The organism is Bradyrhizobium liaoningense, from assembly GCF_018130825.1.
Lineage (GTDB): Bacteria > Pseudomonadota > Alphaproteobacteria > Rhizobiales > Xanthobacteraceae > Bradyrhizobium > Bradyrhizobium liaoningense_B.
The window spans coordinates 136,013-148,718 of record NZ_JAFCJS010000003.1 but is presented as its reverse complement, the minus strand read 5'-3'; the positions used below and the strand labels follow the sequence as shown (position 1 = coordinate 148,718).

Sequence of the window (12,706 nt, the reverse complement as noted above, 5' to 3'; positions counted from 1 at the left end):
GCATCAAGTCTTAACGTCGGCCGTCGATCGGCCGAGTGCTGAACGTCGCAACGCACAAAATGTTTCAAGTGCTTCCAAACACGAAAAACATATCGCCACGACCCATCCGTGGTCACGGCTCGTTGCGGTCATCCACCGCAGATTGTGACGGAGTGTTGCCGTCCAGCCGCCTTCTCGTCCTGCGTGGGGCGCGGGCCGTCAAGTCACGACATCGCGACCGGCGCGAAGGTGGAGGCGCTTGCCGCGCGCGAGCCGCGGGAGGACAATCGATCACTTCCAACAATAATCAAACCGGAGGAAACGCGCATGCAAAGCCAGGCCCAGATCGACGAGATTCTGCGCAAGACCAGCGATGCCAAGGAGATTCCCGGCGTCGTCGCGATCGCCGCGAGCGGTAACGACGTGCTGTATCAGGGCGCGTTCGGCAAGCGCGACCTCTCCAAGCCCGATGCGATGACGCTGGACAGCGTGTTCTGGATCGCCTCGATGACGAAGGCGGTGACATCGGCAGGCGCGATGCAGCTGGTCGAACAGGGCAAGCTGTCGCTGGATAAGCCGATCGGCGACGTGCTGCCCGATCTCGCCAAGCCGCAGGTGCTGGAAGGCTTTGATGCCAAGGGCGAGCCGAAGCTGCGGCCGGCCAAGGGTGCGATCACACTGCGCCAGCTCATGACCCATACCGCCGGCTTTGCCTACAATGTGTGGAACGGCGATCTCGCGGTCTATTTGGAGAAGACCGGGACCCCGAACATCTTCTCCTGCCAGGACATCGCGCTGAAGACGCCGATCATGTCCGATCCCGGTACGCGCTGGGAATATGGCATCAACATCGACTTCGTCGGCAAGGCCGTGGAAGCCGTCAGCGGCAAGCGGCTCGATGCCTATCTGCGCGACAATCTCTTCACCCCGCTCGGCATGAGCGACACCGGCTTCAAGATCACCGACGACATGCGCAAGCGGCTGGTCGCCACCCATGCTCGCGGCGAGGATGGATCGCTGGCGCCGATCCCGTTCGAGATCGAGCAGAATCCGGAATTTTGCATGGGTGGTGGCGGCCTTTACGGCACTGCCGGCGACTACATCAAGTTCACCCAGATGATCCTGAACAAGGGCCGCGGCAACGGCAATCAGGTGCTGAAGGCCGACACGGTCGCGACGATGGGACAGAACCACATCGGCGATCTCACCATTGGCAAGATGACGACGGTTGCGCCCATGTACACCAACGATGTCGATCTCTTCCCTGACATCGTGAAGAAGTGGGGGCTGTCCTTCCTGATCAATACCGCCAAAACACCGGAAGGCCGCAGTGCCGGCAGCCTCGCCTGGGCTGGTCTCGCCAACACTTATTTCTGGATCGACCCGGCGCGCGATGTTTCCGGCGTGATCCTGATGCAGGTGTTGCCGTTCGTCGACGCCAAGTGCATCGAGGCCTTCACGGGCTTCGAGCGCGGGATCTATGCCGGGCTCGATGCGGGGAGCGGGCAGAAGGCGGCGTGAGGGACTGAGCGCTCTCACGATGCAACGACTGGATCGCCCGGCTCGCACGCCGGGCGATGAGAGCGGAGGATGAGGCCTGTAGCCCGGATGAAGCGACGCGCAATCCGGGGCCGACTTGCCGCGGGGACAGAACCCGGATTTCGCTACGCTCCATCCGGGCTACAAGATCCTCGCAAGAGAGACGAGCCTTAAACTGTCAGCCCGCGCTGGCCGGCGAGCTGCTTCAGCGACACCAGCGGCCGGGCGCCGATGTGCTGGATCACTTCGGCGGCCGCGAGCGCGCCGAGCTCGCCGCACTGCTTGTAGGCGAGATTGCGCGCCAGACCATAGAGGAAGCCGGCGGCGAAGAGGTCGCCGGCGCCGGTGGTGTCGACGACCTTGTCGACCGGGAAGGCCGGCGCTGCGACGGCGTCTTCCGACGACACCACCATGCAGCCCTTCTCGCTGCGGGTGACCACGCCGAGATTGACGTCGTTGCGCAGCTGCTTCAGCGCGGTGTCGAAATCCGAGGTCGTGTAGAGCGAATGCAGCTCGGACTCGTTGGCGAAGACGATGTCGACGGTGCCGTTGCGCATAAGTGAGAGAAACTCGTCGCGATAGCGATCGACGCAGAAGGAATCCGACAGCGTCAGCGCCACCTTGCGCTTCGCGTCATGGGCGATCTTGGCCGCCTTGACGAAGGCATCCTTGGCGTTCTTGGGGTCCCAGAGATAGCCCTCGAGATAGACGATGCCGGCGGACGCGATCTCGGCCGGATCGATATCGGCGGGCGACAGGTCCTGCGCCGCGCCGAGATAGGTGTTCATGGTGCGCTCGCCGTCATCCGTGACCAGGATGTAGGAGCAGCCGGTGGCGGGACCGTCCGTCGCGGCGGGCGTGTTGAAGGCGACGCCGGCGGCGCGGATGTCGTGGACGTAGAGCTTGCCGATCTGGTCGTCCTTGACCTTGCCGACATAGGCCGCGCGCGCCCCCAGGCTGCCGATGCCGACGATGGTGTTGGCGGCCGATCCGCCCGAGACTTCCGTTGCCGGACCCATGTCCTTGTAAATGGCGGCGGCGCGCGCCTCGTCGATCAGGGACATGCTGCCCTTGGTCATGCCGTGCTTGGCCAGAAAGGCTTCGTCGGTCCTGACCAGCACGTCGAACAGCGCGTTGCCGATCCCGAGAACGTCATATTTCACGTCAGCCATTCACCTTGATCCTGTTTGGCGGATTGCGATCCTTGCGGAAATCCGCTTCCTGTCAGCCTGAAATCTGGCTCGCGGCCTATCACGACCGGCCCTGCAGGGGCAAGCAACGGTATTATGTACGCTCGATGATCCGCTCCTTCCTGACAGTTTCGACGGGAACACTGGCCTCGCGGCTGCTGGGCTTTGCGCGCGATTCCATGATTGCCGCACTGCTCGGCACCGGCGCGGTGGCGGATGCGTTTCTGGCGGCGTTCCAGCTCGTCAACGTGGTGCGACGGCTGCTCAGCGAGGGTGCGCTCAATGCGGCGCTGATCCCGGCCTGGCTGCGCGTCCGTGACCGCGATGGCGAGGAGGCTGCTTCCGCCTTCGCGGGCCGCGTGCTCGGCACCGTCAGCGTGGCCCTGATCGCAATTTCGGCTGTGATTGCGCTCGTGATGCCGCTGATCATCACGATCATCGCGCCGGGCTTTCTCGGGAGCAGCACGCTCGATCTCGCCGTCGCGAATGCGCGGCTGATGCTGCCCTATCTCGCCTTCGCCGGGCCCGTCACGGTGCTGATGGGGTTGCTGAACGCGCAAGGACGCTTTGCGCTCACGGCCTTCTCGCCGCTGCTGTTCAACATCGCGCTGATCGCCGCGATCGCAGCGCTGCTCGTCGGGCATGCCGACGCGACCTTCGCAGCATGGATGCTGGCAGCGACCGTCGGCATCGCCGGCCTGCTGCAACTGCTGATGCTGCTGTCGCAGCGCAGTGCGAATCTTGCGACACCGCTCCGCGTCAGCTTCGACAAGGAGATGCGCGGCTTTTTCGCCAAGGCCATTCCCGGCATGATCGCAAGCTCGGGGCCGCAATGGCTGATGGTCGCGGGCGCGATCATTGCGTCGGCCACGCCGTCCGCCGTGTCCTGGCTCTATTTCGCCAACCGCCTGATCGAGCTGCCGCTCGGCATCGTCGGCGTCGCCATGGGCACCGTGCTGGTGCCGGAGCTGACGCGCGCCGTCACCAGCGGCGACCGCGAGGCGGTGGCGCATGCGGAATCGCGGGCGCTGGAGCTTGCAGCCGGGCTGGCGCTGCCGGCGACGCTCGGCCTGATCGTGCTGGCCGAGCCGATCGTGCGGCTGCTGTTCGAGCACGGCGCCTTCGGCGCGGACGACAGCACGGCAACTGCGCATGCCTTGATGTGGCTGGCGCTGGGCCTGCCGGCCCACGTGCTGATCAAGGCGCTGTCGCCGGCGTTCTATGCCCGCAGCGACACGATGACGCCGCTCATGGCCACCGCCAAAGGCTTTGTGGTCGCGGTCGCGCTCGCCGTCCTGCTCGGGCATTTCTTCGGCGCCAGCGGGATCGCCGCAAGCATCGCGGCCGGGGCCTGGAGCAGCGCGATTTCGCTGCTCCGGAAGGGCACCGGCGAATTCGGTTTCTCGGTGGACGCCGCCGCGCGAAAACGGCTGCCGCGGATCGTGCTCGCCGCAGCCGTGATGGGTGCCCTGCTCTGGCTGACGACAGGCCTTATGCCCGCCGAGACGCATGGCCTGATCCGCTTCATCGTGCTGGGCGTGCAGATCGCGGCCGGAATCGCCGTCTACGGCCTGTTGCTGCAGACCCTCGGCGCCGCCTCCTGGCGCGAGGCGACTGCCGCCTTGAAGCGGCCTGCCTAGCCCAGCCCCGGCATGCAGGCCATCGAATTACCCTTGACGGAGCAGCGCCGCTGTTGGAAACGACGGCCAAATACCTTTGGGAAGGCTGACCATGCCATTCGTTGAACGGGTCTTTTCGGGCGTCCAGCCGACGGGCAATCTGCACCTCGGCAATTATCTCGGCGCCATCGTCAACTTCGTGAAGATGCAGGAAACCCACAACTGTATCTATTGCGTCGTCGACATGCACGCGATCACGCAAGGCGTGGACGTCTGGGGCGGACCGGTCGAGCTCGCGCGCAACACCCGCGAGGTGACGGCGGCGTTCATCGCCGCCGGCATCGATCCGAAGAAGCACATCGTGTTCAACCAGAGCCAGGTCTCGGGACACGCCGAGCTCGCCTGGATCTTCAACTGCGTCGCGCGCATGGGCTGGCTCGGCCGCATGACCCAGTTCAAGGAGAAGGCCGGCAAGGACCGCGAGAACGCGTCCGTGGGGCTGTTCGACTATCCCGTGCTGATGGCCGCCGACATCCTGCTCTACCGCGCCACCCACGTTCCCGTGGGCGAGGACCAGAAGCAGCATCTCGAGCTCTCGCGCGACATCGCGCAGAAGTTCAACAACGATTTCGGCGACTCGATCCGCAGCCACGGCGCCAATGACGGCCTGTTCTTCCCGCTGCCGGAACCCTTGATCACGGGCCCGGCGACGCGCGTGATGAGCCTGCGCGACGGCACCAAGAAGATGTCGAAGTCGGATGCCTCCGACAATTCGCGCATCAACCTCACCGACGATGCTGACACGATCGCGCAGAAGATCCGCAAGGCGAAGACCGATCCGGAGCCGCTGCCGACGGAAGAGAAGGGCCTGGAAGCACGCCCCGAGGCCGACAATCTCGTCGGCATCTTCGCCGCGCTCTCCGGCCGTTCCAAGGCCGACGTGCTCCGCGATTTCGGCGGCGGCCAGTTCTCCAGCTTCAAGAACGCGCTGGCGGAGCTGTGCGTCACCAAGCTCGCGCCGATCGCCGGCGAGATGAAGCGCCTCGTCGCCGACCCCGGCCATATCGACACGATCCTGAACGAGGGTTCCGACCGGGCCCGCGCCATCGCCGACGAGACCATGAAGCTCTCGAAGGACATCGTCGGCTTCATCCGCCGGCGCTAAGGCGCGCTTCGCAAGACCGGCTGGCGCCATTGCGCCGGCCCGCTTCGCCTCTCCCAAACATTGCGGGAGTGTGGCAGCATGTCGGCCGTGCACATGCCGGGACATGCATGACCAGCAAGCGACTTTGCTTCGAGCCGGGTCACAAGCCCAAATGCCTCGTCGTCGTCGACGACAGCGCCGAATGGGATCGTGCGGTCTATTACGCCAGCCGCTGGGCGATCCGAGCCGCCGGCGGCGTGGTGATGCTGCGCATCATCGAGCCCGAGGAGCAAACCCAGGAATGGCTTGGGGTCGCCGACATCATGCGCGCCGAGGCGCAGGAGGCCGCGGAGGCCGCGCTCGACCGCGCCGCCGGGAGAGCCAACGGCATCGCCGCAATAACACCGGAACGGGTGATCCGCGAAGGCGCCGCGATGGAACAGCTGCTCGCTGTCATCGACGAGGACCCTGACATCGCCATGCTGGTGCTCGCCGCCAATCCCGGCGCGGAGGGTCCGGGACCGCTGGTCGCGCTGCTGGCGCATGCGCTCGGCTCGTTCCCGGTGCCGGTGACGATCATCTCGGGCGCCCTGAGCGACCAAAGCGTGGATTCGCTGTCGTAGGTGGTCTCTTACCCTCCCCTGGAGGGGGAGGGTCGATCGCGCGCAGCGCGAGCGGTGTGGGGTGACGGTGTTTCCCCATCCGACAGTGCCCGTGCAGAGAGATCACCCCACCCCGGCGCTTCGCGCCGACCCTCCCCCTCCAGGGGAGGGTAAGAAGCGCCCTAACTCACTGAAATTTATAAGCGAAATTTCCCCCTCCCCTTGACCGTGCGTTCCCCGTCGCCATCTGCTAGGTGATAGAGCACGCGCCGGCCTTGAACCGGCGACGTCTGGAGAAAACCATGTTCATTCAAACCGAAGCCACCCCCAATCCCGCCACGCTGAAGTTCATTCCCGGCCGCGTCGTGGTCGACGGCAGCCCGATGGAATTTTCGAGCCGCGAATCGGCCGCGCGGTCGCCGCTGGCCGAGAAGCTGTTCGAGGTGCCCGGCGTTACCGGCGTGTTCTACGGATCGGACTTCATCACCGTGACCAAGGCGAGCGGTGAATGGCAGCAGCTCAAGCCCGCGATCCTCGGCGCCATCATGGAGCACTACATGTCCGGCGCGCCGCTGCTCGCCGGCGGCGAAGCACACAGCGATGTCGATCTCGACGACGAGGACGAGTTCTTCGACGAGGCCGATGCCGAGACGGTCGACATGATCAAGGATCTGATCGAGACCCGCGTGCGGCCGGCGGTCGCCAATGACGGCGGCGACATCACCTTCCGCGGCTTCAAGGACGGCATCGTCTATCTCAACATGAAGGGCGCCTGCTCCGGCTGCCCGTCATCGACCGCAACGCTCCAGCACGGTATCCAGAACCTGCTCAAGCACTTCGTGCCCGACGTGGTCGAAGTCCGGCCGATGTAATCGAGCTGTCGTAGGGTGGGCAAAGGCGCGCTTGCGCCGTGCCCACCGAAACGGTTGTGGTGGGCACGCTTCGCTTTGCCCACCCTACGAAGTAGGGCATTTGGGGGCCTGCAAATCGTGCGTGATGAATGGCGGATAGGCGCTCGGTTCGCTAGACTGCTCTCCATTCGCCACTCGCCATTCGCTATTCCATGCTGATCCTTGCCATCGATACTGCGCTCGAGGCGTGCGCGGCGGCCGTGCTCGACACCGACGCCGGCGAGCTCCTCGCGCAAGAATCGCTGCTCATGAAGCGCGGCCACGCCGAGGCGCTGATGCCGATGATCGCGCGCGTGATGCAATCGGCCAATCTCGCCTTCACCTCGCTCGACCGCATCGCCGTCACCGTCGGCCCGGGCAGCTTCACCGGCCTGCGTGTCGGCATCTCGGCCGCGCGCGGCCTTGCGCTTGCGGCGAAACGTCCGGCGGTCGGGCTGACGACGCTGTCGGCCTATGCCGCCACCGTCGTCGGCCAGAGCAAACCGGCGCCGGTGATCTCCGCGATCGATGCGCGGCACGATCACGTCTATTTCCAGGTCGTCGCCGGCGACGGCAGCCTGCTGGTGCGGCCGGGCATCGCGCCCATCAATGATGCGATCGCGGCCTCGCAATTCGGCGCGCCGCATCTGGTCGGCAATGCCGCGAACATCCTCGCCGATCGCTGGCCGAAGGATGCGCCGCCGCCGGTCGCGGTCGACGCGCAGCCCGCCCCCGACATCGGCTGGGTCGCATGGCTCGGCGCTGCGGCGGATCCCGAAACGAATCCGGCGCGGCCGTTCTACCTGAAGGCGCCCGACGCAAAGCCGGCCGCAACTCCGCCGCTCGCACAAGCCGCAAGCTCATGATGGGATGGCTGTCGGAATGGTGGCGCGGCGGCACGGCCGCCGTCGAGCCGGTTTCCTTGCGCGATGCCGCGCGGCTGGCGCAGCTACACGGCGCTTCCTTCGCGCATGGCTGGGGCGAAGGCGAGTTCGAGAGCATGATCAGCGAGCGCAACACGCTCGTGCATCGGTTGCGCCTCGGCCGCAAGATCATCGGCTTTGCCGTCTCGCGGATCGGCGCGGACGAGGCCGAGATCCTCTCGGTCGCGGTCGACCAGGCGCATCGCGGCCGCGGCCTGTCCCGCACGCTGCTGATGACCCATCTCGGCCATCTCGCGGGGCGCGGCGTGCGCACGATATTTCTCGAAGTTGAGGAAAATAACCAGCCGGCGCGGCGACTCTACGACCGGGCCGGATTCATGGTGGTCGGACGCCGCGAACGCTACTATAAGCAGCCGAATGGGGAACAATTGAACGCCCTTCTGATGCGACGTGACTTGTCGTAACATCGATGGCAGAAAGCGCCCCGTCAGGCAGACAGATCATGACCGCACTGAAACCCTCTTCCGCATCCAAGGCGTCCGGCATCGAGGCGCGCTGTGCCGCCACCGGCATGCGCATGACCGAGCAGCGCCGTGTCATCGCCCGCGTGCTCGCGGAGGCGGTCGATCATCCCGACGTCGAGGAATTGTACCGGCGCTGCGTTGCCGTCGACGACAAGATCTCGATCTCGACCGTGTATCGCACCGTCAAGCTGTTCGAGGATGCCGGTATCATCGAACGCCATGATTTTCGCGAGGGCCGCGCGCGCTATGAGACGATGCGCGACAGCCATCACGACCACCTCATCAATCTGCGCGACGGCAAGGTGATCGAATTCACCTCCGAAGAGATCGAGAAGCTTCAGGCGGAGATCGCCCGCAAGCTCGGCTACAAGCTGGTCGACCATCGGCTCGAGCTCTATTGCGTCCCGCTCGACGACGACAAGCCGACGTCCTGATCTAGTGGCTGTCGAACTGATAATCTTCGATTGCGACGGCGTGCTCGTGGACAGCGAGGTCATTTCCTGTCGCGCGCATGCGGATGTGCTGACGCGGCACGGCTATCCGATCACGTCGGAGCAGGTGTTGGTGCGCTTCCTCGGCGTCTCCGAGAAAGACGCGCGGCGGATGGTCGAGCAGGAGATCGGCCGCAGTCTTCCCGACGATCTCGAGAGCCAAGTGAATGCGGCCACGCTGCAATTCTACGCCAGCGATCTGCAACCAATCACCCATGTCGCCGCGGCGATCGCCGCGATCGATTTGCCGAGATGCGTGGCATCGAGCGGCACGCCGAACAAGATCCATCACGGCCTGACGTGCGCCGGGCTCCACGACCTGCTCGCCCCACACATCTTTTCGGCGAGCCAGGTCGCGCGCGGCAAGCCCGCACCCGATCTCTTCCTATTCGCCGCCGCGCAGATGAAGGTCGCACCGGAGCGGTGCCTCGTGATCGAGGACAGCGTCCCCGGGGTGACCGGCGCGCACGCCGCCGGAATGACCGTGCTGGGCTTTCACGGCGGCAGCCACTGCCCCCCGGGCCATGCCGAAAGGCTGCGGGCTGCCGGCGCCGCACTGACCTTTGACGATATGCGGCAATTGCCGGAACTGGTGCGGCGGGTCGAGACGGAGGCCCTGGCGGGCTGATTTCCGCCGCTGGGGCGTCATTCCGGGGCACGCGCCCAGCGCGTGAACCCGGAATCCAGAGGTTTTGGCCGAGATTCCGGGTTCGCGCTGGCGCGCGCCCCGGAATGACGGCTGAAAATGCCTCCATTCGCTGGATTTTCGGCCCTCCAGCCTATATCTGAGGGCCGTCCTCCACCGCCATTTCGGGTTCCATGACGCCGCCGCGCAAGCTGCACATCAAATCATATGGCTGCCAGATGAACGTCTACGATGCCCAGCGCATGGTGGACACGCTGGCTCCGGAGGGATTCGTGGAGACGGCGAGCGCCGAGGAGGCCGATCTCGTCATCCTCAACACCTGCCATATCCGCGAGAAGGCCTCGGAAAAGGTCTATTCCGAGCTCGGGCGGCTACGCGTCGCCAAGGACGAGGCCGCGCGCGGGGGCCGCGCGATGCAGATCGCGGTCGCGGGCTGCGTGGCGCAGGCCGAGGGCGAGGAGATCGTGCGCCGCGCGCCGGTGGTCGACGTCGTGGTGGGACCGCAGAGCTATCATCATCTGCCGGAGCTCCTGAAGCGCGCCGGCAGCGAAGGCCGCGCGATCGAGACCGAATTTCCGGCCGAGGACAAATTCGGCTTCCTGGCCCAGCCGAAGCCCGCCGCGATCCGCGGGCGCGGCATTTCCGCTTTCGTCACCGTGCAGGAAGGCTGCGACAAGTTCTGCACCTTCTGCGTCGTGCCTTACACCCGTGGCGCCGAAGTCTCGCGCCCGGTGGCGAAGATCGTCGACGACGTGAAGCGGCTTGCCGACAACGGCGTCCGCGAGCTCACCTTGATCGGGCAGAACGTCAACGCCTATCACGGCGAGGGACCGGACGGAAAAACCTGGCCGCTCGGCCGGTTGCTCGAACATCTGGCGGCGATTCCAGGCATCGCGCGGCTGCGCTATTCGACCAGCCACCCCCGCGACGTCGATGACAGTTTGATTGCGGCGCATCGCGATCTCGATGCCCTGATGCCGTTCGTGCACCTGCCGGTGCAGTCGGGCTCGGACCGGATTCTCGCCGCCATGAACCGGAAACATACCGCCGATGATTATCGGCGTGTCATCGACCGTTTCCGTACCGCCCGCCAAGACATTGCTTTTTCATCAGATTTCATCGTCGGCTTCCCCGGCGAAAGCGAGCAAGATTTTCTTGCCACCCTCGCGCTTGTCACGCAAATCGGCTACGCTGCAGCATATTCGTTCAAATACTCCGCCCGGCCGGGAACGCCGGCCGCGGACATGCAGGAGACGGTGTCCCCCGCCGAGATGGACCAGCGATTGGAGCGGCTCCAGGAACTGATCGACAGCCAGCAATCGGCCTTCAACAAGGCTGCGATTGGCTCGACGGTCGATGTGCTGTTCGAGCGTCCGGCGCGCAAGGACGGCCAGATCGTCGGCCGCACCGCTTTTCTCCAACCTGCGCATGTGATGGCCTCGCCCGACATCATCGGACAAATCCTGGCTGTCAGAATCGACAGCCTCGAGCGCTACAGCTTTCTCGGCGAGCTCGCGACCGCGCACACCGCGCGCGAGCCCGCTTTATCGCAAGCCACTGGAGCCTGAACCCTTGCCAAAAAGCGCATCGGATTCGTCTTCTATCGCTCCCAGCCGCAAATTTGACCGCGACATGCAAGTTCCGCCCGAGACCCAGGTCGTCATCGATTTCGACGATAACCGCGCCGCTTCCGCGCTGGTCGGCCCGTACGGCCAGCACCTCGCGCAGATCGAACGGCGGCTCGGCGTCGTCGTCGACTCCAAGGGCAACCACATCACCATCGGCGGCACGCGCGACGGCTGCGATGCCGCCCGCCGCGTGCTGGAGACGCTCTACGCCCAGGCCGTGAAGGGGCAGGATCTCGACCAGGGCGAGGTCGAAGGCGCGATCCGCGCCGTGATCGCCCAGGGCTCGCTGTTCGAGTTCGACGCCAAGTCGGCCAAGTCCACCTTCGACAGCATCAATTTGCGCAAGCGCCCGGTGCGCGCGCGCACGGCCGCGCAGGATTCCTACATCCGCGCGCTGAAGCGCCACGAACTGGTGTTCGGCATCGGCCCCGCCGGCACCGGCAAGACCTGGCTCGCGGTCGCGCATGCCGCGCAGCTGTTCGAGCGCAAGGAGGTCGACAAGATCATCCTGTCGCGCCCGGCGGTGGAAGCCGGCGAGCGGCTCGGCTTTTTGCCCGGCGATCTCCGCGAGAAGGTCGATCCTTACCTGCGCCCGATCTACGACGCGCTCTACGACCTCATGGACGCGCGCATCGTCGAGCGCGCGCTGCAGACCGGCGAGATCGAGATCGCGCCGCTCGCCTTCATGCGCGGCCGCACGCTCACCAATGCCGCCATCATCCTGGACGAGGCGCAGAACACCACGTCGATGCAGATGAAGATGTTCCTGACGCGTCTCGGCGAGAACAGCCGCATGATCGTGACGGGCGACCCCTCGCAGATCGATTTGCCGAACGGCCAGACCTCGGGTCTTGCCGAGGCAACGCGCCTGCTCGGCGGCGTCGAAGGCATTGCCCAAGTTCATTTCAAAGCCGAGGACGTGATCCGCCACGAGCTCGTGGCGCGGATCGTCGCCGCCTATGAGGGTTCGCCGCAGCGGCCGGCCGCCGATAAATCCTGACGGGACAACAGCCGGACCAAGAGGGCGCAGACACGGCGCTCTTCGTTCCGAACAAAGACAATGTCACATCCGAACCTTCCCATGACCGAGGTCCTCGTCGTTGCCGATTGCTGGCAGCGCGAGCCCGATTCCGAAGCCGTGATCCAGCGCGCGGTCGCCGCCGCCGCCGAGAGCGTCGACGAAGACGTTGCCGACGCCGAAGTCGCGGTGATGCTGACCGATGATGCCGGCATCCGCACCCTCAACAGCAACTGGCGCGGCATCGACAAGCCGACCAACGTGCTGTCGTTTCCGGCGCTCCAGCCGGAAGGCGAATGGAAGGAAGGCGATGCGCCGCGCATGCTCGGCGACATCGCGATCGCCTACGAGACCATGCGGCGCGAGGCGGACGAGGAACACAAGCCGTTCGAGCATCATTTGAGCCATCTCGCCGTGCACGGCTTCCTGCACCTGATCGGCTACGACCACGAGAACGACGACGACGCCGAGGAGATGGAAGCGCTGGAGACTGAGATCCTCGCCCATCTCGGCATCCCCGATCCCTATGCCGACCGCCCGGGGACGCACTGA

13 protein-coding genes are annotated in these 12,706 nt (G+C 65.4%); 12 read left to right on the top strand and 1 reads right to left on the bottom strand.

Going from position 1 to position 12,706, the window contains the following annotated elements; genetic code table 11:
* Nucleotides 1-306: 306 nt before the first annotated feature.
* Entirely contained in the window at nucleotides 307-1,500 is a 1,194-nt protein-coding gene (locus tag JQ603_RS14215) for a serine hydrolase domain-containing protein (RefSeq protein WP_212340241.1), read from the top strand.
* 188 nt (nucleotides 1,501-1,688) lie between these two features.
* Here the strand turns inward: JQ603_RS14215 and JQ603_RS14210 are convergent, their stop codons facing one another.
* The gene (locus tag JQ603_RS14210) at nucleotides 1,689-2,690 is read right to left on the bottom strand and encodes an adenosine kinase (RefSeq protein WP_212340239.1); all 1,002 of its coding nucleotides are present in this window, start codon (nucleotides 2,688-2,690) and stop codon (nucleotides 1,689-1,691) included.
* Nucleotides 2,691-2,815: 125 nt separating this feature from the next.
* Between JQ603_RS14210 and murJ the strand changes: the two genes are divergently transcribed.
* The 11 genes from murJ to ybeY all read left to right on the top strand — a co-directional run bounded on the left by murJ (nucleotide 2,816) and on the right by ybeY (nucleotide 12,706).
* Nucleotides 2,816-4,348, top strand: coding sequence for a murein biosynthesis integral membrane protein MurJ (murJ, locus tag JQ603_RS14205; RefSeq protein ID WP_212341516.1), 1,533 nt, complete (start codon nucleotides 2,816-2,818; stop codon nucleotides 4,346-4,348).
* Nucleotides 4,349-4,439: 91 nt separating this feature from the next.
* Nucleotides 4,440-5,492 (top strand): tryptophan--tRNA ligase, encoded by a 1,053-nt coding sequence (trpS, locus tag JQ603_RS14200; RefSeq protein WP_212340237.1) that lies wholly within the window; start codon nucleotides 4,440-4,442, stop codon nucleotides 5,490-5,492.
* Between the two features lie 107 nt (nucleotides 5,493-5,599).
* Nucleotides 5,600-6,094, top strand: a complete 495-nt coding sequence (locus JQ603_RS14195) for a universal stress protein (RefSeq protein ID WP_212340234.1) — start codon at nucleotides 5,600-5,602, stop codon at nucleotides 6,092-6,094.
* A 281-nt stretch (nucleotides 6,095-6,375) separates the two neighbouring features.
* A complete protein-coding gene (locus JQ603_RS14190; RefSeq protein ID WP_212340233.1) occupies nucleotides 6,376-6,945 on the top strand; it encodes a NifU family protein in 570 nt (189 codons plus the stop codon).
* Nucleotides 6,946-7,136: 191 nt separating this feature from the next.
* Nucleotides 7,137-7,829 carry a tRNA (adenosine(37)-N6)-threonylcarbamoyltransferase complex dimerization subunit type 1 TsaB gene (gene tsaB, locus JQ603_RS14185; RefSeq protein WP_212340232.1) on the top strand — a complete coding sequence of 231 codons (693 nt, stop codon included), beginning with the start codon at nucleotides 7,137-7,139 and terminating at the stop codon, nucleotides 7,827-7,829.
* On the top strand, nucleotides 7,826-8,311 hold the full coding sequence (gene rimI / locus JQ603_RS14180; protein WP_212340231.1) for a ribosomal protein S18-alanine N-acetyltransferase: 486 nt from the start codon (nucleotides 7,826-7,828) through the stop codon (nucleotides 8,309-8,311). Before tsaB ends, rimI begins: the two co-directional genes overlap by 4 nt.
* Nucleotides 8,312-8,349: 38 nt before the next feature.
* Nucleotides 8,350-8,805 (top strand): Fur family transcriptional regulator, encoded by a 456-nt coding sequence (locus tag JQ603_RS14175; protein WP_011083619.1) that lies wholly within the window; start codon nucleotides 8,350-8,352, stop codon nucleotides 8,803-8,805.
* A 4-nt stretch (nucleotides 8,806-8,809) separates the two neighbouring features.
* Complete coding sequence (locus JQ603_RS14170; RefSeq protein ID WP_212340230.1) at nucleotides 8,810-9,490, top strand: HAD family hydrolase; 681 nt, start codon at nucleotides 8,810-8,812, stop codon at nucleotides 9,488-9,490.
* Nucleotides 9,491-9,681: 191 nt separating this feature from the next.
* Entirely contained in the window at nucleotides 9,682-11,076 is a 1,395-nt protein-coding gene (miaB, locus tag JQ603_RS14165) for a tRNA (N6-isopentenyl adenosine(37)-C2)-methylthiotransferase MiaB (protein WP_212340228.1), read from the top strand.
* A 64-nt stretch (nucleotides 11,077-11,140) separates the two neighbouring features.
* Nucleotides 11,141-12,136, top strand: a complete 996-nt coding sequence (locus JQ603_RS14160; protein WP_212340226.1) for a PhoH family protein — start codon at nucleotides 11,141-11,143, stop codon at nucleotides 12,134-12,136.
* Nucleotides 12,137-12,217: 81 nt separating this feature from the next.
* Nucleotides 12,218-12,706 carry an rRNA maturation RNase YbeY gene (ybeY, locus tag JQ603_RS14155; protein ID WP_433996640.1) on the top strand — a complete coding sequence of 163 codons (489 nt, stop codon included), beginning with the start codon at nucleotides 12,218-12,220 and terminating at the stop codon, nucleotides 12,704-12,706.